The organism is Micromonospora sp. CPCC 206060, from assembly GCF_036906895.1.
Taxonomy (GTDB): domain Bacteria; phylum Actinomycetota; class Actinomycetes; order Mycobacteriales; family Micromonosporaceae; genus Micromonospora.
In genome coordinates, this window is the sequence record NZ_JBAKHU010000022.1 from 56,033 (window position 1) to 78,884 (window position 22,852).

The following is a 22,852-nucleotide window of genomic DNA, read 5'->3' on the forward strand; positions in this document are numbered from 1 at the left end:
CCGATGACCATCACACCGAGCAGACCGCCCGCAGTCGTCAGCGCCGTGCGCTGGGTACACGTTCCTTCCGGTACCTGCCTCTACGGCGACGCCCGTAAACCCCGCCCCGTGCCGGCGCTCCTCGTCGCGGAGACGCCGCTCACCGTCGCGCAGTGCGGCCTCGGCGACACCGACCTGCCGGTCACCGGCATCAGCTACGACGACGCCGTCCGGCTCGCCACCGAAGCTGGCGGGCGCCTGCCCACGTCGGTGGAGTGGGAGTGGATCGCCGCCGGATCGAGTCGCCGCCTGTACCCGTGGGGCGACGAACCGTGGACCCCTGACCACGCTCTGCTCACGGGTGCCGGACAGTCACCACGTGCTCCCCAGCCGGTCCGACGGCATCCGGCGGGCGCCACGCCCCAGGGCGTGCTGGGGCTGGCGGGCAACGTCTGGGAATGGACCAACAGCACCGCCATGGGCCAGGGAAAGATCATCCGGGGTGGTTCGTACGCCTCGCCGCCGCTGTACGCCCACACCACCTTCCTCAACGCAGCGCCCGTCGAACGCCGCAGCCCTGGCATCTCCGTGAGGCCGGTGCGCATCCCATGAATCTCCGACGCCCGCGACTGGCCCATCCCGTCGACTCCCTCACCCATACCGCCGACACGGCCCACACCCATCCGGCGGAGCTGGTCATCGTCGGCTGCTCCGCGGAGAAGACGCCAACGACCACGCCGCTGCCTGCCCTCGATCTCTACGACGGTGGCTGTGTCCCAGGCCTGCGCTCCCGGGTCGGTCACCTGCCGCACCAGCGCAGCCGGGTCCGATTCCTGTCCGCCGCGCACGGCCTCGTCACCGCCGACACCCGTCTGCACACCTACGACCGCCCTCTCGACCCGGCCCGCGCCTCCGAGCTGCGCCCGCGCGTCTGGGCACAGCTGCAACCCGACCTGTTCAGCGACCACACCCCCGACGACATCCTCGTGGTGGCCGAACCGCTCTACCTGGTGCTGCTCGCCGATCTCCTCTCCGACAGCCGACGGCCGTGTATCCACTGGATCGCCGACCATGCGGGCGGTTGGCCAGAGGCCGCCGCGATCCTGGACGCGTGGGGGTGGTGAGCGTGCCCGCCACCCTCAACGAGGCGCTCGCCGCCACCGGCAACGACCACCGCCACGTCACCACGGCCTTCACCGACCGCACCGGCCTGGACTGGCATGCCCCGACCCCGCCGCAACTCGGCGACGGAGCCCGGATCAGCGTGGTCATCCCCGCCTGCGACACCGCCTACAGTCTGCCGCCGGTTCTCGATGCGCTTGCCGAGCAGCGCACTGCGGCGTCCGTCGAGGTGATCGTGGTCGACGACGCGTCCACCGACGCCACCACCGAGTTGCTGGCCGCGCATCCGCGCATTGACCGGGCCGTCCGCCTGCGCGCCCGCGCTGGGGCGGGAGCGGCCCGGAACGTCGGCGTGCACCTCGCCACCGGCGACACGATCGTGTTCCTCGACGCCGACGTGGTCGTGCGGGATCACGCCTTGGCCGACATCGCTGCCCGCGCCCGGCAGGACACCGTCCTCGTCGGCTTCCGGCACAACATCCCCTACCTGCCCGACGCCAACGGCTACCCGGTCGTGCCGCCCGGTGAGCCCGACCTGGATGCGGATCATCGGGTGCGATGGACCCCACCGGCAGGTGTGCCGATGTTCTACACCGGCCAGGTCTACCCGAAGGTGTTCGTCGGCCGGCCGCTTGAGGACACCCGGGAGTTCCTTGACCTCGGTCACGGCCGCACGTACTACGACTGGGACCTGCCCCGCATGGTCGTCACCTCCCTCGTCGCCGCACCTCGGCGCGCGGTGCTGGACGTCGGCGGCTTCGCCGACGGGTTCGGGGCAGATGGCTGGGGTGCCGAAGACACCCACCTCGGCGCTGCGCTCATCAGCCACGGCTGCCTCGTCATCCCGCTGCGGCAAGCCCGAGGCTGGCACATCGACCCACCCGATCCCGCCGCCGCGTGGAAAGCCAAGCTCGCTGGTGTCGCACCCCGGATCGCCCTCTACCGGCAGCTCTGTGAGCAGCCCGCACCCACCGCCCGCGCCGCGGACTTGGCCGAGCGCGCCGAAACTCTCCTGCGGAAGGCAGAGACCCTGCGATGATGCGAACCTTCGCCGCTGACGGCGACCTCATCCACGACCCCGCATCCGGGATGACACACCGCGCACCCACCCCCATCGGCAACGGCCGGATCACCCTGGCCCAGGCCACGGTGACCGGCTGGCCACCCGTTGCCCTCGGCGACCTCAACCGGTCAACCCCAGACAGCATCTGCTGGTCGCCGATCGTTCGGTGCAACCTGCACTGCCCGCAGTGCCTCGACGACACCACGGTGGAAGAGGCGGACACCACTGAACGGCACCGGGTTGCCCACGTCCTTGCCAATACCGACATCCTCGGCGTCGACATCTCCGGCGGTGAGCCACTGCTACTGCGAGACCTGCCCAAGCTGCTGGACATCATTCGGAGCGGGGACCGCAGCGCCGCGTCCATCACCACCAACGGCTGGCACCTGGCCCGACGCGCCGCCGAACTGGCCGAGCACACCGACGCCATCCGGGTCAGCCTCGACGGCCCCGACGCGGACCGCCACGACGCCATCCGAGGACCGCTCAGCTTCGCCAAAGCCGTCGAAGGCATCCAGACCGCAGTCGCTCTGCGCATCCCCGTACAGCTCCAGACCGTGCTCATGCGCCGCACCGCCGGCTACCTGCAAGAGATGGTGGACCTCGCCGCCGGACTCGGGGCCTGCGGCTTCAGCGCACTACAGATGCTGCCCATCGGCGCTGGTTCCGCTCTGCCCGACGAACTGCTCAGCGATGACGACGCCCTGACGCTGTTCAGCGCACTGAACGTTCCCGAGCGGCTCGACATGCGGCTGCGTACCCGCGATCTCGCCGGCAACTTCACCGTCATCCGTGCCGACGGCCGAGTCTGGCGCAACGACAGCACCGCCATGAACATCGGCGGCCTACGCCCTCTGCGCAGCCCCGCCGACCTCGCCCTCACCACCCCGGACGGCACCGCATGAACCCCCAACCAGCGCACCGGCCACCTGTCCAGCCACGCCAGTTCCGCCACCGACGGCTCCTCCGCATCCCGGCCGACGCCTACGACCGGGCGATCGAGGTGCTCGCCGACGCCGCCCGGCAGCGGTACCGGCCGATCACCGCCACCATCGGCATCGCCAACGGCGGCCTCGCCCCGGCACGAGCCATCAGCGAATTCCTCCGCCTGCCGACCCACCAGGTCAATGCCAAGCACAACCCCACCGACGCCACCTACACCGAAGCGACCGGCATCGTCACCTACGACCTCGGCCCTCTCACCAGACGACTGGCCGCGCACAACCTGACCGGCACAGTCCTGGTCGTTGACGACATCTGCGGTACGGGTGCCACCTTCGCCGCCCTGCTGCCCGAGCTCACTGCCTACCTCGGCCCAGACGTCGCCCTGCGCACCGTGGCGTTGTGCCGCAACGCCGGGAGCGCCCTCAATCCGGACCTGTGGGTCTGGACCGTCGACGACTGGGTCTTGTTTCCCTGGGAACGGCCACCCGCCGCCGCGACGGTCGAGGACCTGCCGGCCCCGAGCCAGGTCGAGACCGCATGACCATCGCGTTCGTCCTCGTCTCCTGGCGGCCCGATGTGCCGGCCGGGATGGAACGCGCGGTCATCGCGCACGCCGCCGGCCTCCAGGACATCCAAGCCGGAGCCGTCATCGTCACCGCCGACCCGGCCGCGCCATCGATCTACCACAACGTGCCCATCGAGCGACTGCGCAGCCTCGACGTGCGGTTTCCCTGCGACGACGCCACCCTGCGCGCGGCGATCGACGCATCCGCCGAAACGATCGGCGAGGAGCTTGGGCGGCTGTTCCGGCAGCGCCAGGTGCACTCGGTCGTCTACGTCGACGCTCTGTGGGGACTCGGCCGGATCATGCCGACCCACCCGGGCATCCGCAACGTCCTCGCCGCACACGTAGTCGGCCACGATGCAGACCTGCAGGCGGCGCTGTCCCGCAACCCTGACGCCGTCATCGCGCCCTCGGCCACGGTGCTGAGCGAAGCGGCGGCCCGCGGCTACGACAGCAGCGGATGGAGCGTGGTGCCGAACACCCTGCTCACCCTGCCCGGACGACAATCCCCTGACGACCGCTACCGGCTCTGGGCCACCGGCCCCATCCGCGTCCTTGCCCGGCTCGGACCGGAGAAGGGCGTCGCCGAACTGCTCGACTCGATCACCGGATTCGACCGGCCCATCGAGGTCGCGCTCGCCGACGCACCGTTCGAGTTGGCCGCCGGCAGCCAGGCACAGGTACACCTCAGGTGCCTTGCCTTGGCCGCCGAGACACCCGGCGTGGCTCTCCGGCACGGCCTCGTCTGGCACGAGGTGTCGACCTGGCTCGGCGGCGCCAGCGTTGTGATCGTGCCGTCCCACGCCGAAACCTTCGGCCTCGTCGCACTGGAAGCCATGGCTGCGGGCACCCCGGTCGTCGCCTACGACGTCGGGAACCTGCCCAGCCTGATCGGCGACGGCGGCGTCGTCGTGCCGTACCAGCCCCGCCCAGAGAACCTGTGGCGCGCCACCCAGCACCTGCTGGCCGACCCGGTAGGCTACGCCGCAGCATCACGGGCCGCGTACTACCGCTCGCGGGACTATTGGCCCGCCCTTGTCGCTAACCAACTCTTGAAGGTGGTGAGCTGATGGGCGGCTCCGTCCTGCCATCTGCCCCCGAACCCTGTCCACTCCTGCTCATCGACGGACACAACCTGCTCTGGGGTGCCACCTTCGGCTTCCCCGCCGAAATCCGCTCCCGCGACAAGACCCGCCTGCTCACTGGCGTATTCGCGTTCTTCGCCCTGCTCCGCGTTGCCATCCGTGAAGACCTCACCGAGCAGCCCGAGGTCATCGTCGTGTTCGACGGCCAGTACGGCGGCAGCGACCGCAAGGAAATCGACCCCACCTACAAGGCCCAACGGCCCACCGATGAGGCGTCCCTGGCCCCGATCCAATTCCTGCCCGATGTCAAGCGCGGCCTCGACCAGCACGGCATCATCTGGACCGAACTCGACCACGCCGAAGCAGACGACGTCATCGCCACGCTCGTTTACACCACCTCGCCACCGCGCCAGATCGTGATCATGTCCCGCGACCGCGACTACTACCAACTCGTCACCGACCGCGTCCGCGTCCTCAACACCAAGATGCACCCCGGCAAGCGCTACATCGGCCCAGCCGAAGTCTTCGCCCGCCACCAGGTCACCCCCGCCCAGTGGGCCGACTTCCGCGCGCTCACCGGCGACCCCGCCGACAACATTCCGGGCGTCCAGGGGATCGGGGCCAAGACCGCCGCCACCCTCCTCGCCGGTGGCACGACCCTTGACGACCTGCCAGGCACTGGCCGACTAGACACCGGCCGTGGCCGCCTCGTACGCGAACAGCTCGATATTGCCCGCAAGTGGCGCGACATGATCCGCCTCAACCACGAACTGGACGTCCCCGTCACCCCCACCGGTAAGCCGAATCAACTCCTGCCCGCACCGGCCGTCGTCGTCGAGGAGCTCGGCCTGTGGTGACGCCCGCCTCCGTCCTGCTCACCGTCATGGCGCACCCCGACGACGCCGAACTCTGGGCAGGAGGCACCATCGCCCGCCATGTCCACGACGGAGGTACGGCCATCATCGCGGTCCCTCACCGCGATGCCGTCCGCGACGCCGAGGCCGCAACTGGCGCACGAATCCTCGGGGCCGGCCTCTACCTGATGGAGCAACTCTCCGTCTCGATCGTCGCCACCGTGCTCAGGGAAGTCCGCCCCGATGTGCTGATCACCCACCCGGCCATCGACATCCATCCCGACCACCGCCAATGCGCCGAAGCGGTCCTCAGCGCCCTACCCGACGTCGTCATCGCCACCGGCCATCCGAAACGGGCCTACCACAGTGACGGCTACAACAACCTCGACCAGGACGGACGCCCCCTCCGCCTTCCGACCATCATCGACGTTAGTGCCCACTGGCCCACCAAGATCAGTGCCCTTCGAGCGCACGCATCCCAACCGATCATCGATCACTTCGGCCCGATGGCCGAGGCCCTCGGAAGGCTGCACGGCCGCCGGATCAACTCCGCGCACGCGGAAGCGTTCCGCGCGGTGCCGATCCTCGGCCGTCTACCAGAAGCGACCGGTCTTTGACTACCAGGCGCAAACTCGTCCGTGGCGCCTGAGCGTCGCTCCACCGCGCGTGATGGAATCGGCCGGGTTCGTGGGGTTCTTCTGCGACTCGGGCAGCCGGATCAGCGCGACTACCGTCGACGCCGATCAGCCGAGGCTGGAGCGGGAGGTTATCCCTGGGCGGCTGGTCGTGGGGCATGCTGCACCTGCACGAGTTGCCCGTCAACCCAGCAACCGACGTGGTCGGTCGTACCGATGACGGCCTCGCGGTGTTCCGGCGGCACTTCGCCCGGTCCCGGCCGCTGATCACCACGACGGCGTTGGGCACCGCCGCCGGGGTGCACACCCTGGTCGCCGAAGCCCTGGCCGCCAAGACCCGCGTCAGTCTGCTGCCCCGGGTGTGGGACAGCGCCCTGGTGGTCCTCGGCCGCACCCACGCCGAGACAACCGCCGCGCTGCTGGCCGCGCTCACCACCAGCCGCCTGGCCGCCGACGCGCACCCGCACGCCGACTTCGCCGCAGGGTCGGCAAGGCCGCCGGCGTCGACACCGCCATACGGGCCGTCGCGAACCTCGCCGTGTCGGCATACAGACAGCAGTGCAGAGCCAGGTACGCCTGGACGTACATAGCGATGATCAGCGTCCGAGAGCGAGGGTGAGCCCGACGACGTCGGGATGCGAACGACTCAATGGTCACGTTGGGTGACGGACGGGGTGTTCCTAGTGGCTTCCACTCATGCCGATGACAGTGCACCTGATCAGGGCGTGTTGGACGAGAGTGCCGGTCACCTGGTAGGCATTAGGCCACTGGAGGTTAGCTGTACTGGTGGGATCCGCAACGATCAGCGCCGTTGACCCCAATTGGTGCGTGAGAAGAAGGCGGGGAGGCGATTGGGAGACGCCAATTCCATCAACTGGGACCACCTAAGTCAGCCGGAGTTCGATCTGCGGGTCGAGGCTCTGCTCTGTCGGCTGTACAGCGGCCCAGACGACGAAGTGCGGGTTTACGACGGCCGGGGTGGCGACGGCGGCCGTGACGTCGTCGTCCAACAGGGGCAACGTCTCCGCATCTTTCAGTTGAAGTACTTCCGAGACGGCTTCGGAACCGAACGCCGAACGCAGCGCAGGCAGATCGTCAACTCGTTTCGCGAAGCCATGGCACATCAACCCCACGAGTGGATCTTGGTGATTCCAACGAATCCGACTCCCGGAGAGGAACGATTCGTCCACGAGCTCGGCGTGGACCATCCGGATCTCAAGGTTCGAATTCTGGGGAGGGCCGATCTCGACAACTGGTTCGCCAGGCATGCCGACCTTGTGGACTACTTCAACAGGGATCAGCTTCGAGAGGCTGCCAAAGTTTTCCAGCAGGAACAGGCGATCCTCGCGGGCGGACTAGCCGATCTGACCGCACGAACCCGAGCGCTTGCGCGCGTCGCCGACACACTGGACCCGCACTGGGCTGTCAGGACGGTGGTGGACGGCGACGAGGTTGTGCACCGGATCCAGGCGAAGCACCCGCATGCACATACCGTCTCGCCGATGACCTTGACAGTCAGTGACGATGCACTTGGGCCCGAGCACGCCGACCTGCGACCGGTCTTGCGACGAGTTATCGGGTTCGGCAGCGCCGAGCGACTGACTCTTCCGCCTGAGGTTACGCGCAACCTCACCTACGCCGGGCCGCCTTGGCTGCCTGCGCCCAGTGGTCACCTGGAGATTAATGCGGTTCCGGCTGAGCTGCCGACGGACCACGAAGTGACAACACGACTGACTGCGCATGCTAGCGATGGCCAGCCAACCGCCTCGTTTCAGGGCACTGTGAGGCGGGTCGGGAGGGGCCATCTCGGCAACTCGCTGACGTTGAAGTTCGAAGACACCGCCACCATCCAAATGCTCATCGGCAACGACCACCAGAGCTATATGGATGGAAGCTTCAGGTTTACCGGTGCCATGCCCGCCACGATCCTGCAGACGATCGCGCTGTACCGCAGTCTGCAGGACTGCGCCTCGATCGAGTTTGAGCTCGACGGACAACGTCTCGGCACCTTCAACCGCGACGCCCCACTCGCGGTAGACGACGAGGAACGCCGCTTGCTTCGAATCACCGAGATGCTGGCAGATGACCTGGACATCGTCCAGCGCCACTGCCGAGCATACTTCCCTATCCCAGACAGGATCTCCGCCGCAGATCGCATTGACCTCAGAATTGCCCGGCTACTCATCGAGGGGCATTGCGTGGTAATGCGCAGGATGGACACTTACACGGCAACCCTGAACGGAACGGTAGACGATACCCTTCGATGCCTACTCAACCGGGAGACCTCGACCATACGGATCGACGCCGATGTCCGGATGGAGATTTTCGGCATGCGCCTACACCTAGGCGCTACCACATATTTCCATACACAGATCGAGATCGCCGACCGGTTGGGCCTGCTGGCGGAACTTGAAGCGGGTCGCGGATCAGGAAGGACCATCAAGATTCGGCCGGCAGATGGTGAGCCCTTCCGAGCCTTTATGCCTGGCCAACGGGCTGGCCGGAACGATGAGCCGCTCGAGACCACGGGCTGGGGGCTTCCGGGCCTCGACGGTCCCCGGAAACGGCTCGTCCAGTAGATGTGTGCAGCTGTCTGCCCCAGCCTGGGACTCGTTCCCGTCGACGCACCCGCCGACGATCTCCCAGTAGTCCTTGTAGACGGGCTCGACCAGCAACGCCCGACCGGCAGCGTCGGTGAACAGAACTGCCGCGCCCATGCGCTTGCGTGGAAGCGTCGCCGTGCAATCGCCGGATGGTGTGCCCATCGTCGCAGGCTACCCGCGCCAGCGACCCCGGTACGTCACCTTCAGCAGTCTTGGACGGCTGCCGAGTCGCAGAGAATCATCGCAGGAAACCGCCTGCCCCTCGCGACAACCATGTTCATCGAAAGGCATCCGCCGATCGGTGGGAACTGCGACACAGGGAGGGCGGGCCACGTCCCCGTGACCCGCCCCAGGGTTGGTCCGCCATGCGGACTAGCCTCGCCTCGCTAGTCCGCCTCACGGACTAGCGCGGCAGCCGAGGTCGGCCGTCACCGCCGCCGAGGTTCTGGACGATCGCGCCGCCACGCTTCTGCGACTCCACCACGGCGCACGTCATACACAGCGCCAGCGTCGCGTCCGGTGCTCGACTCGCCGCCTCCCGCTGCTTCGGGCCGATCCACATGTCCTGCCGGCAGTCCTCGCACTGCCTCAGCGTGTGGTCGACCGTCGGCACGTACCGCGGCAGTCCCTGGCCCGCCATCAACTCGTTGATGTTCGTTGGCGGACACGCCAGGATGAACCGCTCCTCCCGCGTCAGGCCCTTGCCGTCCCGCTCGACGATCCTCGCCGCCGCGCCGATCTCGACCTCATCCGCGCCCGCAGCCCGTAGCCGATCCGAGTCGAGGGTGCCGTAGCGGGCGAGCAGCACCTCCCGCGCCAGGTCGAACGCGTCACGTCTCCCGTTCTCCACGTGCGAGCCTCCCTTACTCTCCGGCGATCAGCGACGTGACGACGTCCGCCTCGACGCGCACGCGGGGGCCGACGACCTGGCCCCCGGCCGCGCGCACCGCCGCGATCCGCTCGAACACCTGCCTGGCCGCCAGCCCCAACTGTTCAACCGAGGGGACCGCCACCACGTCTGCCCGGCCGGTGGCGATGTCGTTGACGGCCTCCCGCCAGCCGCGGGCACCCAGGTGCTCGCCGACCAGCTCGTAGCCCTGTTCGGTGATCCATCGGTGCGCCATCTCGGTCAGCTCCTCGATAGAGGCCTGGCCGCCCCGAATGGCCCTGCTGAACACCACGGCGCGGCACCGACGCCAGCGGCGCGCGTCCGGGTCCCACCGTGCGTGCTCGTACAGCCGGCTCAGGTTCGGGCCCGAGCCCTCCACGTCCGGTGAGCACCACCCCCACCGCTGGGCGTCGGCGTCCCACCGGACGTGCCAGCCGAACTCGCGGGCTTCCGCGTGGCCTGGCCACCGGCCGGTCCAGTCGGCCCGGCCGCAGTCGTGCCCGGCCGAGTCGCGCTGCGCCCGGCACCACAGACGCTTGCGGCCGGTGGCCAGGCACTCGGCCACGTCGCAGTCGTCGGCGTGAGTCTCGCCGATCGCTACCTCGCAGGCCGGGCAGGTGCCGCGCAGCGGCTCCTCGTCCACCAGGCTCACATTCCTGCCTCTTCGATCAGCTGCGCCATGCGCAGGTCCTTACGGAAGCTGTGCCCGATCTCCGCCTCCACTGCGGCGTACTCGTAGGCCAGATCGGGCCGGGCGCGGCACGCGGTCAGCAGGTCCCGCTTCGACGCCAAGACGCAGAACGAGCACGACAACCGCGACATGCCCAGGTCGTACGCCGGGTGGTACGGCACGCCCGTCGCATGAATGCGCGCCCACACCTCGTCGACGGTCCAACTGTGGATGGGCAGCCACGTCCAGACGTGGCGGGTCGTCTGCGTTGACGCGCCCTGGTCGTACGAGAGCTCTGCCCTGCCGGCTCGGCCGGGCGACTCCTCGGCCCGGAACCCGAAGCACTGCAGAACCCGCGCCGGCCGGTCAAGCCTGAGCTCGTGCACCAGCGCCGTGATGAGCGTCCGGCCCGGCCCTCGCTTGTGGTCGCTGGTGCACCAGCGTCGCGCCGCGTCGGGGAACTTGCCCCGCTGGCGGATGTCTTCCAACAGGTCTGGCCCGCTCCTGCGGCGCACCTCGAACCGCAGTCCGTAGTGCTCTGCCTGCCGTCGGGCGAGGTCGCGCGTGCCGGGCCATTCGACGCGACGCAGGTCGTTGTGCTGCACCACCACCCGGTGAAGCACCCTGGCTGCGGAGGCGGCCACCGCCACGACATCCAGCATCGCTTGGGAATCCTTGCCCCCGCTGGAGTTGACCAGGATGACATCGAAGGTCGCCAGGTCGGGTACGTCCCGGGTCCGCCGGGCGGCGGCCACCTCAGTGGCCGCCGCCCGCTCGTCCCGGGGCCCGGTCGCGTAGGCGACCCGGGCGGGGACGAGGTTGGTCACGCCTGCGACTCCTCGTCCAGGTCGACCTCCGCACACGGGTCGGGCTCGGTGCCGCCCGGTTCGACGTCGCCCTTCGGCAGGTGCACGTCAACGACCGCCGGCTCGCCGTCGTCCTCCTCGTCTACGGCTTCCTCGGCTGCCAGCTCGGCCTCGTACGCCAGGGCCTCCGCCTCCTCCTCGGCCTCGGCGCGCTTCCGCTCCTCCTCCCTGGCGATGAGCTGGGCGCGCATCGTCGCCTCGGCCTGGGACAGCTCGTAGCCGTCCTCCTCCAGCCGGTTCAGCCACAGCACGACCAGGTCCTCGTGCGCCGACCACCGACCCTCGGCGACCCGCGAGGCGTTCTCCTCCTGGGCCCCGATCAGCCGAGCCACCAGCAGTCGGTTCAGCCGGTCCTGGCCGGCGGTCACGCCCTCGGTCAGGTCACCGCCGCACAGCTCCTTGATGAGCTCCCGGTCGAGGGCGTGGTGGAGGAAGTCCGGCCACACCACGGCGAACCGCATCGCCTCGATCAGCAGGCCCTTCGCGCCCTTCGCACTGCCGTACTTCTCGATGAGGAACTTCCGCCGCACGGCCCCGGCCTCCTGGAGCCGGGCCCGCAGCTCCTCCTGGGCCTTCTTGGCTGCCTCCTTCGCGGCGACCTCGGCCGGGCTCTTGTAATAGCTGTGCCCGGTTCGCCGGTAGCCGTGGGCCTCCGGGTCGAGGCAGACGACGATCGCCTCGGCCCCTTCGTACCGCTCCTCGATCAGTGCGCCGTACCCGTCGAGCGCCTTGACCGCCTCCGGGTCGATCTCCTTGCCGTCGGCCGTCTCCAGCTGGTCGACGCGCGCCATCGCGCAGTTGTACGGCCACTCCTTCGGCTTCTTCACGATCTTCACGCCGGCCGCCTCCAGCTCGGCGGTCAGGCTCGTGAGGGCCTCCTTGACCTTGCGCTTGCGGCGCTCCTCGCCGGCCTTGTGCTTGATGCCCCACCCGCTGCCGACGTCCTTGAGGATCCGCTCCATCGCCTTCGGGTCGTCCTCGAACTCGGCCAGCTCGGCGATGTCGTCGAGGGTCAGCTTTCCCTCGTCGGCCGCCGTGGTGGCCGCGTCACCCAGCTTGGTCAGCTTGAGCGCGGACTGGACGTGCTCCTTCTTCCGGCCGGTGCGCCGGGCAATCTCGGTGACGTCCAGGCCGAACAGCTCCAGCTGCGCGTACCCGGCGGCCCGCTCCGACTCGGTGAGGTTGGCACGCTGGTCGTTCTCGACCAGCATGGCCACGATCTGCTCAGGGCTCAGGCCCACCATGTCCGGGCGGACGAGGCACGGGACGGTATGCGCCATGCCGTCCGGCCACTCGCCGGCCTCCAATGCCTCGGCCGCAGCGGCGGCCCGCCGGTGGCCGGCGACGATGCGGTGGCCGCCGTCCTCGGGGACGACGGTCAGGGCCTGCCACACGCCGTACGCGGCGATCGAGGCGCGCATCTCGGTCAGGTCGCCGAGGGCACGCCGCAGGTTGCTAGGGTGCGCGACCAGCTCTCGCGGGTCGAGCTGGGCCAGGTACGGCGCCTTCGTCTTGGGGCGCCTGCTCTTGGTTGGTGCGGTCACCTCTTGGTCCTTCCTGTTCCACGTGAACATGTGTACGGATCAGAGCCGTACATAATCATTGTATCAATCAAGATCATCCCTGTCTAATCAGGAAGCGCCGTGACCTGCGACTTTGCGCCGCAACGGCGACGCCACCACTGCCCGCCGGGACTCCTTCGACCGCAGGTACGTCACCCCGTGCACCAGGGCGTCCAGCCGGTCCGGCGAGTCTCCCGACTCCGGCGTCCAGGTCGTCAGCTGGTCCTCCAACGCCGGGAACGCGCCGACGTGGTGCACCCGGGGCGGGTCGACCTCGTACCGGGCGGCCACCGGCTCGGCACGCACCCGCTTGCTCACCCGGGCCTGCACGACGTCCAGCGGCGGATCGCCGCCGGGCAGCAGGCCCTCCTTCTGCATGGCCACCCACGCGTCGACGAGGATGTCCCGCATCCACGCCGACGACCCTTCGTAGATGACCATGTCCGCGTCGACGTCCAGGTAGCACTGCCAGATCCGGCGGGCCGCCGCCATGCCGGCGATCTTCATGCTCCGGTCGGCCAGCACGTAGTGCTCGCCGTTCTCACCCCGGCCGACAGCGACGATGCCCGTCTCGTCGCTCGTCTCCGACACCGTGTCGGCGGGGTCGACCGACACGACCGTCCGGACCATCGGCGGCACGTCGTCCCGGTCGACCCGACCCGCCTCGATCCACGCCGACTTCCACAGGGCACCCTCGACGTCGGTCAGCAGCTCGGCGTCCAACTCCTGCCGACCGAGCCGGGTGCCGCCGTACTGCTCCAGCAGTTCCTCCAGCGCCTCGGGGCTGAGGTTCGCCGCGTTGTCCAACGTCTTGCCGCGGGTGACGACCACCCGGGGCCGGCGCTTCCGCTTCTGCTTCGCCGCCCGCGCCAGCAGCTTCTTGACGTGCGGCAACGGCTTCGGCGTCGTGCTGATGACCATGTGCGGTGACTCGGCCTCCCGCATGCAGAACCAGGCCATGTCGAAGACACCCTGCGCCGTCTGGACCGGCCAGGCGGCGTACTCGTCACACCAGACGCCGTCGAAGTCGTACCCCCGCAGGGTGTCCGGGTCCTGCGCGCCGAACCCTCGGATGATGGCCCCGTTACGCAGCTCCAGGTACGGCTCGCTCTTGTTGAACGCCCGCACGTCCTTCGGCGGCACCACGGCGAGCAGTCCGGCCCGCCGGGCGGTGAAGCAGACGTTGTACACCTCGCGGTGCGTCTTGGCGATCACCGCGTAGTGCCCACCCGGCTTCGCCGCCGCCCACTTCCGTACCGTCTCCGCGCCGGTCCGGGTCTTGCCGAAGCCCCGGCCGGCGAGCAGCATCCAGATCCGGTACGCCCGGTCGGGCTCCAGCTGCTCCGGCCGGGCGTGCCGAGGCCAGTCGTACCGGACGAGCCCCTGCACCTCGGACACCTCGCGCAGGTACGCGGCCAGCTCGGCGTCCGTCATGAGCGCTGGGTCCGGGTACGCCAGCAGCATCGCTCAGTTCCCCGCCCTCATCGTGCGCTCCCGCTCGGTCAGGTCGACGAGCGCGCACCAGACCAGGGCCACCAGCACGGACAGCATCAGCACCGGACACGCCAACCCGGGCAGGCCCAGCCACCGCACGCCGAGCCACACCGCCAGCGCGACCAGGGCGAACCAGGCGCCCAGCAGCAGCCGCCACGCCCAGGCGCGGCGGGCGAGAGTCCTTCGCTGCACCCGGGTCAGCCGGCGGGGCCGAACCTGCGGCTTCCGGTTCAGGTCGGCCCACGGTGTACCCGGCACCCGGGCCACCCCGACCGCCACCGCTTCGACGGGCGGAGGAACCCGGTGGCCGAGGAGCAGACGCACGGACCTCATCTCTCGGCTCACCGCACAACCAGCACTGTCACCATGGCGGTCGCAGCCAGGCCGACGAGCACCGATCCGACCGCCACGAGCCACACCGCCCACCGGGGCGCACGCGTCTCCACCGCAACCCACACCTCTCCGTCACTCCTGCGGCGACGCCGGCTCACCGGCTTCCTCCTCGCCGTCGTCTTCTTCGTCGTCCTCGTCGTGGCCGCCGTCGCGGTCGGCGTTGCCGCCGACGGCCTGGCCGGCGCGAGCGGTGGCCTCCGCCACCAGCGCCCGGAAGAAGTCCGCCCGCTGCTGCTCGCTCATCTGGTCGACCTCGGCGCGGATCGGTCCGCCGTCCGGGCCGGTGTGCGCCGTCGTCGAGTCCGGCAGGCCCAGGGCCAGGCGCTCGACCCGGGTCGCCACCTCCAGCCAGCGGGCGATGTCGCCGGGACTCAGCTTGGCCGTGTCGAGGCTCTGCAACCGGGCGACGAGCTTCGCTTGCAGCGCGGAGGCGATCCGGGCGTGCCGGTCGGCCATGTCCCGGCGGCGTTCGGCCAGACCTTCGGCGTACAGCCGATCCTGTTCCCGGTCGAACGTCTGTGCCCGCTGGACCCACCTCCACCGCGTGGCGAGCTTGTGGAGGTAATCCCGGCTCTTGTTGACCTCGGTGGCGACCTTGGCGACGGTCCGGGTACGGCCGAGGTCGCGGTACAGGGCGAAGTAGCTGTACGCGCGTTCGGGCTCGCGGTATTGCCGGTCCCAGGGCAGGACATCCAGCTCGCTCAAGGTCACCTCCTCGTACTGGTACGGGTGGCCCGGCCCAGGCGAGGCCGGGTCACGCCCCGGCTCAGCGCACGCTCTTGCGTCCGCCGTTCATGGGTGGTCGGGCGATCGCCGCGTTGCCATACATCAGGGCGTCGTCGAGCGCGGTGAGGACGAGGGACGTCTCCCGGCCGGGCGGGAGGCTGCGCATCGCCTCGGCCATGGCCGCCTTGATCGTCGACCGCCACTGCTGGTGCTGCTCGACCTGCGCCAGGGTCTGGGGCGGGTGGTGGTCGCAGCGGCGGTCGAGTTCGGCGACCTGACGCTCATCGAGGCCGGCGTACGGGTCGTTATCGGTCATGCTCTCCTCCTGTTGGTTGGCGCGATCGTCGACCGGGCCGGTGGGTGCCGGTCCGGCTCGGCCGGGTGGGGTGGTCAGCCCGCGAGGTAGTCGGCGGCCAGGAGTTCCAGGGCCCGCCAGCGCTGGTCGGCGGGCACCTCGCCCTTGCGGACGAGCTGGTCGACGGCGCGGGCGAGCACGGCCGCCGCGTCCGCGGGCATCGAGCGGGTCTCGATGACCGTCTCGATGGGGACGAGGCGGTGTGCGTTGCCGATGGGCTCGCCGGCTTCCGGGTCGTACCAGACGCCGTCGCGCAGCTCCCCAAGGTGCCGCTCGAACACAGCGAGGATGAGCCCGAGCGCCGTGGCGACGTTGCCGACGTTGTGGGCACCGTGGGCGGTGGCGAGGGCGTCGAGGGTGGCTTCGTAGTCGCCGTAGCCCGCGAGCCAGCGGGCGTCGGCGGAGACGACCTTGCGGGCCTCCTCGAAGGACGCGCGGGCGGCGTCCAGCTCGTGCGGCAGGAACACCAGCTGGACCGTGGCGAAGTCGAGGTTGGCCTCGGACAGGCCCTCCAGCTCGACCTGCGCGAGCAGGTCGAGCTGCTTGTCGTCGAGGCCGGAGTATGACCGCCAGTCGACGTCGTCGAGTTCCTCGTAGAGCTGCTTCAACGTGGCGGGGTCGTCCTCGCCCTCGATGGCGTTGTGGGACAGCTGGAGGGCGACCTGTCGGGAACGCGACAGGTCCTGGTCGACCACGATGATGTCGACGGCCTCCAGGCCGACCTCACGGGCGGCCATGATCCGGTGGTTGCCGGAGAGGACCACCAGCCGGCCGCCGGCCGTGTCGTTCCACACCAGCGGCGTGCTGGTCAACGCGCCGTCGCGGCGCACGTTCGCCACCAGGCGGTCGTAGGTCTCCTTCCGCATGTACCGCGCGTTGACCTCCAGCAACGTCAGGCTGTTGGGGTCGACCGCCTGGCGGCGCAGGTTCAGCGGGCCGTCGTCGTGCTCGTCGCTCATCGGCTGTCCTTCCCGTGGCGGCGCTTCCACTCGGCCAGCGCCTCGGCCAGCGTCCAGTCGCCCAGCGGACCGCCGTACTGAAGCTGGTAGCGGTGGATGCGGTCGGCGGCCGGCTCGCTCCGCTTCTGGAGCTTCACGCCGGGGATGCCCCGGCCGTACTTGGCCGAGTTCGGCCGGTCGGTGAACGCCGTCGTCGACCAGGAGGTGAGCCGCCGCGACAGGGACCGCTGTAGGAGCAGTTGCGCCTCGCGGCTCGCGGCCGCCATGACGATCAGCTTGGCCAGCCGGCGGTATCGGGTCCACGACACCGGGAAGTCGCTCATGAGGTACGCGCAGGCCGGGTCGAACTTCGGCGGCAGGTAGGCGAACGCGCCGATGAGACGCCCGTCGACGCTGACACCGCAGGCGAGCAGCGGCGACCCGGGCAGGATCGTCTTGGACATGAACTGCGACCGGACGGCGGCGAACTGCCCGCCGGTGAGCACGTGGATGACCATGCGGTCGCCCAGCTCTTCGTCGCGGCCGATCTTCGGCATGAGGATCGGCGCTACCTGCTGGGCGGGCGCGACCACCCGCCGGTTACCCGACGAGGCGTACACGAAGATCGGCATGCCGCGGTTCGACGTCTGCACGACACCACGTAGCCACGGGCGCAGCTCGTCGCGGGCGATGTGGAGGCCGAGGATCCAGTGAGGGCGGTCGAGGACCGCCCCGATGATCTCCTCCTTCCCGTCCTCGTCGAGGGTGTCGTACGTCGGCGCGGGCCAGTCGAAGAACTCGTCGATGCCGGCGAACTGCTGCTCGTAGTCGCCCGCGTAGAACGGCGGGAACATCGCCACCGGCGCTTCGGCCGGCACCAGTTCTTGGAGGTAGTCGCGGACGTCCCCGCAGTAGTAGGAGGCCAGCCGGAGGGTGAGCGCGTTCAGCTTGGCGACCGTCTTGGCGTGCATCGTCGGGAACTGGCCAACGGTCGCCCGGACCATTCGCTCGTAGTAGACGCCGCTACGGCCGACGTACTGGAGGAACCGGGTGCCGAGCATCAGCGTGGCGAGGATGTCCGTCGAGGTGGCCAGGTAGGGCTCCAGCCAGGCCAGTTCGTCGCGGTGCTCGTCCTTGAGCCGGTAGTCGAGGCCGCGGCCGGCGAGCCACCAGCCGAGCGCGCTTGAGTACGCCTGTACGTCGTTGCTGTGGATGGCCCGGCGCTCGCCGGGCCGAGAGTGCAACGTCCGCTCGATCGTGAAGTTCCCGCTGCAACCGACGTACAGGTCGGTGTCGGGCCACGACTCGGCGTGCTCGTAGATGATCGAGCGCAGGTCGGCCGGGATGCTGCCGTGGAACACGCCGCTCACCACCTTCTCCTGTGGCCGGGCGTCGAGCGCCGGCCAGGACTCGAACCTGGTCCCCCGCCGTGGACCGGCGGTGTGCCACCAACAGCACTTCCAGCGCAGCATGACGTACACGCAGTGCTAGATAGTAGCCCTACACCTTGCAGGGCTGCGAGGGCAAACACGGCCGATCTAACCACTCGTGGCCCGGCGCGGCCCACCGTAGACCTATGCGGCCACAATGGTCTAGTGTGGCCCCACATCCAGACGAAGGAGGCCGACGTGAGGAACGAGTACACCTACTCGGAGGCCGCAGAGAAGCTCCGCATCGCGGAGACCACTCTGCGCCGCTGGGTGTCCAAGGGCCGCGTGCCTTGCCACCGGCTCGGCCGGCTCGTCCGGTTCACGGACGATGATCTGGCCGCCGCCTACCAGGCGTGCCCGGCGTTGGCGCGGCGCTGATCGCGGGGGCCTCCGGAGCAGCGATCGCTATATCGGTTCTAGCGCCGGCCCGATGCCGGCACCCGGAGGCCCCTCGCACACCTTCTAGAGCATCCTAGGAGGATTGGTCCCAGCGCGGGCGGTCAGCACTGCACCTGGCACGCCGCCCGCGCTGCTAGGTGGTGCTGCTGCGGTCCGTGCGGCACCTTGACCTGATCGCTCCCGCAGTGGCCCTCAGCTCGATCGCTCCACGTCCGTTGCCTCACCCGCAGAACCGGCCTCTGCCTGCGCCTCCATGAGCATGCGGTAGTAGGGCAGGACCACCAGTCGCAGGCACAACCACCACGCGTAGACCGCTGCAGCACTCCACGACTGGGGGTCGTTGAGCAACCCGTGCGCCAGGTCGTTACGCAGGTTTGGGCCGAGCTGTTCGCACAGCAGGGCACGCAGTTCTAGGGTGAGATCAGGTCCCAACAGCTCCAGGGACTCCGGCATCTCAAGCAGGGCGTTGAGCCCTTTCTCCGTCTCGACGCCGTTCTCGTCCACGAGGAGTGTGAAGATCCCGTGGGCCTTCAGGTGAACGCGCACCATCTGCTCGACCTGGGGTACGAGCATCGAAATGGCCGACGGGAAGTCGCGGGAAAGCCCGTGCCACAGCCCACGCGCCCACAGGCCGGCGTGCCCCGGGGGGACGGTCGGCGATTCGTAGCAGATGTCTGTGAGGAATCCGGTGTCGAAGCGGTGTTCGAGCATCAGCACCTCGAGGGCAGGGTAGATGAGTGCCTTGACGTGGAGGTCGATCCTCCACCTGAATGCCCGGACCACCTCGGCGAAGACTGCCTCGTCGGACGGCTCGCCCACACCGAGTCCCGCCCGAGCAGCAACCTTGCGTGCATCCGTGCTGAACGTCGAGCTTCCGAACAGACCCGACACGCTCCCCTGCATGCGCTCTCGCTCGTCGGCCATCTCCTTCGTGGCGTCGATCAGCGGCACGATTCCTGCGAGACTCACGAGTGCTTCGAGCCGCTCCTTCCCAGACACCACCTTGCGCGCATCCTCAACATAGGCAGTGATGTCGATTGGGTCCGACTGGATGAGCATCATCTCCTCTAGCGAGAGCTCTCGCATGTCAGCGAGCCGGTCCCGCAGCTCCTGGAGTTGCCCGTCGAGACCGCGCGCGGAGCGGTACTTCCGCGGAAGACCACGTATGGTCGCGATGGCCTTCTCGATAAACATGCCGGCAACGAGCGCGCCCCTGTCCTGCGCTAGTCGCTCGTCCGCCTCGTCGATGTACGCCTGGGCGACGCGCTCGATGCACTCATTGGCGAGGTCAGTCTCGCCCGCCCGCGAGAACCAGGTACAGGCGTGGCGCTCGTACGCGCGCCTGAGCCGATGGTTCCCGGCGACGGTAGCGGCAAGCGATACGAAGTGGTCGGCCAGCTCCCGAGGTGACTGATCAACGGACCTGACTATGCGCAGCAGGTCCGAAATCTGGGTCAGCATGAAACCCGCAGAGCCATCCTTGGCAAGCAGAAACTCGGCCAGCTCCGTCGTCATCTCCATGACGGTCTGGCGGCCGGCCTTGCCTCGGCGCAGCGACAACTCAAGCGCCCGTCGCCAGCCGTCACGACCCGCCTCAAGCCAGGCGTCGCGCTCTAGCGGCACCGAGCGGTACGCATCCACCGCAGCCGACAGTAGGTCCATGTTGCGCCGGTTGCCGTAGGACCATGCGATGTCGGCGGCCCTGGCCCTCAGCGTCGGCTCCTCGATGAGGGGCACGAGGCGCGCCAGCAACTCGAGCTCCGGCTCGCTGAAGTCTTCCGGGACGAATGATCGGCGATTCCCGATCTGTATGGCGGGCGTGTAAGGCTCCGTCCAGTTGTCGGGAACCAGCATGGGGGACGCCGCCTTCGCCAGCACGTCCAGCACGCGCGTCCTGAGGCTGTCCTCTCCTGCATCTACCCGAGCTTCAGCGCTCAGGCGGGCGAGGTCGTGCGAAAACATCTCGGGGCATTCGTTCCCGCGTGAGAGGCCGTTCCCATCTACCACCGCGGGGGCCCACCACGATGGGTCGATCGACTCCTCCGCCGCCCCTCCGTCCGAGGCGATACTCGTCACCTGCGTCTCCTCCATGCTCTCGCCTGCACGGGCCCGGCGCGGCGCGCCCGAACACGATCCTTCAGCAGCAGCGGCCTCGCGTAACGAACCCACGGCCGGCCCGCAGCGGCGCGAAGATTAGTCGGCCTTGCTCTCGGGGTCCGCGATGAAGGCCAGGAACTCAACACCGAGCGGAGTCGTCGCCGGCGCCCACAGTCCGTTCTCCGTCATCATCCCGGTGAGCGACTGGTTGATCAGGCCAGTGGTGGTGAGTGCACCGGCGTATCGGTCGATCAGATCGCGACGCCCGGCAAGCTCCGGCATGCCGGCCTCGATGATGCCGATCTTCGGGCCCATGTAGATGTTCGGCCGAGGAATGCCGTAGCGGTCGAACCAGCCAGGCGGATCGGAGAGCAGCTGCAGCATTCGCATGTGAGTCGGGGTAAACCGGTCGATCATGTCGAAGAGAAGCTGCTGCGTGTCGACGTCCGGCGCGTCGGGCATCGCGGAGTTGACGACCGCATTGCGCAGCACCTCGAGCTTCTCGGCTCGTGAGGTGCGGTCGGCGATCTGCGCGGCGGTGGTCAGCGCGTCCATGAACGCGTCCTCGCTGGTGAGCTTCGCGAAGTCACCGACCTGATCTTCGAGCTGGTGCACCTTCGCAGCAAGGTCGTTCAGCCAGCGGGCGCGCCGGTCGGCAAGGCGCCGGCCAGCGAGTTCGTTGAAGGCGACCTGGAGGGCGCTGCCCGCGACGGGCACGAACGAGATGGCCATCTCGGCGGACTTCGCGAGCCCTTGCCTTCGGTCGCTGTCCTCGGGGTACGGATCCACGCTGGGCATGATGCCCCACTGCCGCAACCTTGGCCCGGAAGGTGGGCGCACGGTTGCCTGCCCGATGCCACTGCAGCACGCTGGCCGATGGCGCCCGAGCGGACGGCGGGTGATCCGCCGCCCGCTCGCTGTCGGGTGGGCCTCGCTACCCGACCGGTGAGCCCACGGTCAACGCATCGACGCCGAGAAAGTCCCCGACGATCTGGCGCACCGGCTCATGGTGCCGGCGGGTCGCGTGCACGTAGACGTTCATCGTCGTCGTCACGCTGGCGTGCCCGGCCATCGTCCGCAGCGCCGCCAGATCGACGCCCTCCGTGGCCAGCAGCGTCAGCAGCGAGTGCCGCAGCCCGTGCATCGTCATCCGGCGCGGCAGGCCATTCTCGCGGGCCAGGTCGCGGATCTTCACCCACCGGTCCGTGTAGAAGTCCTCGTACCGCCAGTGGTTGCCGCGCGGCGCCACGAACACGAACTGCCGGCCCGGCTCGCGGCTGGCGGCCACGCACCGCTCGGCGACCATCCGCGCCACCGCGGCGGTCAGCGGCACCTCCCGGTAGCCCTGCTTCGTCTTCGGCTTGGGCTCAACCACCCACCGCCGGTTCACCTTCCGCAGGACCTGCACGATGGACACCGTGCTGCGGGCGACGTTGACCGCCCGGGGTGGCAGGGCCGACACCTCACCCCAGCGCAGCCCCGTCGACAGCTTGCACAGCAGCAGGTCCGCCGCCTCCGGGTCCACCTGGTACGCCGCCTCCAGGAACAGCCGGGCCTCGTCCGGGCTCTCCAGGATGTCCCGCTCGGTGCGCGGGCCCTCGGGTAGCGGCAGGCCGTCCATCGGGTTCGACGTCCGCACGGCGGGCTCGCCGTCCTCGCCTGGTCGGCACGCCGCCTTGAAGATCGGCACCACCGTCTCGCCCCGGATGTTGGCAATCGTCTTCGCCGACAGCCCGCCGTCACGGAGGCCCTGCTGCCACTCGCGCATCTCCCGCCGGGTGATCTCGGCGATCGGCCGGTCGCCCAGCCGCGGGTAGACGTGCTTCTCCAGGCGCTCCCGGTACTTGCGCACCGTCTCTGGGTGCGGCTTCACCAACGTGCCCAGCCACTCCTCGGCGTAGGCCCAGAAGGTCAGCTTCTCATCGGCCGGCTGCAGCGTCGGCGTGACGTCGCCGGGCACCAGGTAGCCGAAGCCGTGCTCGGCCAGCGCCTTCAGCGGTGGCATGACGTGGCCGTGGGCCTCGACGAGGGCCTTGAAGCGCTTCGCGTCGCCGTTCCGCTCGAACTGCCGCCCGTCCCACCTGCCGCTGCCGCCGGTCCGCCACTTCACCCGCCAGCGGATCACCTTGCCGTCTTGGGACGGCCTCTTCTCGATGGTCGCCACTCGCTGTTCCTCCACGTG

The 22,852-nt window shown here is 69.1% G+C and carries 24 protein-coding genes and 1 tRNA gene; 11 read left to right on the plus strand and 14 right to left on the minus strand.

All coding sequences use genetic code 11. From position 1 onward, the window contains the following. The first annotated feature begins 3 nt into the window (after nt 1-3). The 10 genes from V6U90_RS16195 (at nt 4) to V6U90_RS16240 (ending at nt 8,827) form a co-directional block, all read left to right on the plus strand. The gene (locus V6U90_RS16195; RefSeq protein ID WP_334436596.1) at nt 4-591 is read left to right on the plus strand and encodes a formylglycine-generating enzyme family protein; all 588 of its coding nucleotides are present in this window, start codon (nt 4-6) and stop codon (nt 589-591) included. Next, nucleotides 588-1,103 (plus strand): DUF6884 domain-containing protein, encoded by a 516-nt coding sequence (locus V6U90_RS16200; RefSeq protein ID WP_334436598.1) that lies wholly within the window; start codon nt 588-590, stop codon nt 1,101-1,103. Before V6U90_RS16195 ends, V6U90_RS16200 begins: the two co-directional genes overlap by 4 nt. After that, nucleotides 1,091-2,140 (plus strand): glycosyltransferase family 2 protein, encoded by a 1,050-nt coding sequence (locus tag V6U90_RS16205; protein WP_334436600.1) that lies wholly within the window; start codon nt 1,091-1,093, stop codon nt 2,138-2,140. Before V6U90_RS16200 ends, V6U90_RS16205 begins: the two co-directional genes overlap by 13 nt. Continuing rightward, nucleotides 2,140-3,069: a radical SAM protein gene (locus tag V6U90_RS16210; protein ID WP_334436602.1), complete on the plus strand. Its 930-nt coding sequence runs from the start codon at nt 2,140-2,142 to the stop codon at nt 3,067-3,069. Before V6U90_RS16205 ends, V6U90_RS16210 begins: the two co-directional genes overlap by 1 nt. Then, complete coding sequence (locus V6U90_RS16215; RefSeq protein WP_334436605.1) at nt 3,066-3,650, plus strand: phosphoribosyltransferase; 585 nt, start codon at nt 3,066-3,068, stop codon at nt 3,648-3,650. The genes V6U90_RS16210 and V6U90_RS16215 overlap by 4 nt, the downstream gene beginning before the upstream one ends. 47 nt (nt 3,651-3,697) lie before the next feature. After that, entirely contained in the window at nt 3,698-4,744 is a 1,047-nt protein-coding gene (locus tag V6U90_RS16220; protein ID WP_334436607.1) for a glycosyltransferase, read from the plus strand. Continuing rightward, entirely contained in the window at nt 4,744-5,616 is an 873-nt protein-coding gene (locus V6U90_RS16225; protein WP_334436610.1) for a 5'-3' exonuclease, read from the plus strand. Before V6U90_RS16220 ends, V6U90_RS16225 begins: the two co-directional genes overlap by 1 nt. Further along, nucleotides 5,610-6,230 carry a PIG-L deacetylase family protein gene (locus tag V6U90_RS16230; RefSeq protein WP_334436612.1) on the plus strand — a complete coding sequence of 207 codons (621 nt, stop codon included), beginning with the start codon at nt 5,610-5,612 and terminating at the stop codon, nt 6,228-6,230. The genes V6U90_RS16225 and V6U90_RS16230 overlap by 7 nt, the downstream gene beginning before the upstream one ends. Before the next feature lie 176 nt (nt 6,231-6,406). Continuing rightward, nucleotides 6,407-6,838: a hypothetical protein gene (locus V6U90_RS16235; protein WP_334436615.1), complete on the plus strand. Its 432-nt coding sequence runs from the start codon at nt 6,407-6,409 to the stop codon at nt 6,836-6,838. A gap of 234 nt (nt 6,839-7,072) precedes the next feature. Beyond that, a complete protein-coding gene (locus V6U90_RS16240; RefSeq protein ID WP_334436616.1) occupies nt 7,073-8,827 on the plus strand; it encodes a hypothetical protein in 1,755 nt (584 codons plus the stop codon). Between the two features lie 427 nt (nt 8,828-9,254). Here the strand turns inward: V6U90_RS16240 and V6U90_RS16245 are convergent, their stop codons facing one another. The 11 genes from V6U90_RS16245 to V6U90_RS16295 all read right to left on the minus strand — a co-directional run bounded on the left by V6U90_RS16245 (nt 9,255) and on the right by V6U90_RS16295 (nt 18,211). Next, nucleotides 9,255-9,701 (minus strand): hypothetical protein, encoded by a 447-nt coding sequence (locus V6U90_RS16245; RefSeq protein ID WP_334436618.1) that lies wholly within the window; start codon nt 9,699-9,701, stop codon nt 9,255-9,257. A gap of 13 nt (nt 9,702-9,714) precedes the next feature. Further along, entirely contained in the window at nt 9,715-10,383 is a 669-nt protein-coding gene (locus V6U90_RS16250; RefSeq protein WP_334436620.1) for a hypothetical protein, read from the minus strand. A 5-nt stretch (nt 10,384-10,388) separates the two neighbouring features. Beyond that, on the minus strand, nt 10,389-11,237 hold the full coding sequence (locus tag V6U90_RS16255; RefSeq protein WP_334436623.1) for a phosphoadenosine phosphosulfate reductase domain-containing protein: 849 nt from the start codon (nt 11,235-11,237) through the stop codon (nt 10,389-10,391). Continuing rightward, complete coding sequence (locus V6U90_RS16260) at nt 11,234-12,820, minus strand: ParB/RepB/Spo0J family partition protein (protein WP_334436626.1); 1,587 nt, start codon at nt 12,818-12,820, stop codon at nt 11,234-11,236. The genes V6U90_RS16255 and V6U90_RS16260 overlap by 4 nt, the downstream gene beginning before the upstream one ends. 87 nt (nt 12,821-12,907) lie before the next feature. Continuing rightward, entirely contained in the window at nt 12,908-14,302 is a 1,395-nt protein-coding gene (locus tag V6U90_RS16265) for a terminase large subunit domain-containing protein (protein WP_334436628.1), read from the minus strand. Nucleotides 14,303-14,305: 3 nt separating this feature from the next. After that, nucleotides 14,306-14,665, minus strand: a complete 360-nt coding sequence (locus tag V6U90_RS16270; protein WP_334436630.1) for a hypothetical protein — start codon at nt 14,663-14,665, stop codon at nt 14,306-14,308. 132 nt (nt 14,666-14,797) lie between these two features. After that, the gene (locus V6U90_RS16275; RefSeq protein WP_334436633.1) at nt 14,798-15,430 is read right to left on the minus strand and encodes a hypothetical protein; all 633 of its coding nucleotides are present in this window, start codon (nt 15,428-15,430) and stop codon (nt 14,798-14,800) included. Between the two features lie 61 nt (nt 15,431-15,491). Next, nucleotides 15,492-15,767: an Acb2/Tad1 domain-containing protein gene (locus tag V6U90_RS16280; protein ID WP_334436636.1), complete on the minus strand. Its 276-nt coding sequence runs from the start codon at nt 15,765-15,767 to the stop codon at nt 15,492-15,494. Nucleotides 15,768-15,841: 74 nt separating this feature from the next. Beyond that, nucleotides 15,842-16,765: a ParB/Srx family N-terminal domain-containing protein gene (locus V6U90_RS16285; protein ID WP_334436638.1), complete on the minus strand. Its 924-nt coding sequence runs from the start codon at nt 16,763-16,765 to the stop codon at nt 15,842-15,844. Next, on the minus strand, nt 16,762-18,114 hold the full coding sequence (locus V6U90_RS16290) for a putative antirestriction adenine methyltransferase (protein ID WP_334436640.1): 1,353 nt from the start codon (nt 18,112-18,114) through the stop codon (nt 16,762-16,764). The genes V6U90_RS16285 and V6U90_RS16290 overlap by 4 nt, the downstream gene beginning before the upstream one ends. Before the next feature lie 25 nt (nt 18,115-18,139). Next, nucleotides 18,140-18,211, minus strand: a tRNA-Gly gene (locus tag V6U90_RS16295). Between the two features lie 161 nt (nt 18,212-18,372). On the opposite strand from V6U90_RS16295, the gene V6U90_RS16300 reads away from it, so the two are divergent. Then, nucleotides 18,373-18,552, plus strand: coding sequence for a helix-turn-helix domain-containing protein (locus V6U90_RS16300; RefSeq protein ID WP_334436642.1), 180 nt, complete (start codon nt 18,373-18,375; stop codon nt 18,550-18,552). Between the two features lie 213 nt (nt 18,553-18,765). Here the strand turns inward: V6U90_RS16300 and V6U90_RS16305 are convergent, their stop codons facing one another. The 3 genes from V6U90_RS16305 to V6U90_RS16315 form a co-directional block, all read right to left on the minus strand. Then, nucleotides 18,766-20,664, minus strand: a complete 1,899-nt coding sequence (locus tag V6U90_RS16305; protein WP_334436644.1) for a DUF4209 domain-containing protein — start codon at nt 20,662-20,664, stop codon at nt 18,766-18,768. Nucleotides 20,665-20,766: 102 nt separating this feature from the next. Continuing rightward, nucleotides 20,767-21,459, minus strand: coding sequence for a hypothetical protein (locus tag V6U90_RS16310; protein ID WP_334436646.1), 693 nt, complete (start codon nt 21,457-21,459; stop codon nt 20,767-20,769). 145 nt (nt 21,460-21,604) lie between these two features. Then, nucleotides 21,605-22,834 (minus strand): tyrosine-type recombinase/integrase, encoded by a 1,230-nt coding sequence (locus V6U90_RS16315; protein ID WP_334436649.1) that lies wholly within the window; start codon nt 22,832-22,834, stop codon nt 21,605-21,607. Between the last annotated feature and the right edge of the window lie 18 nt (nt 22,835-22,852).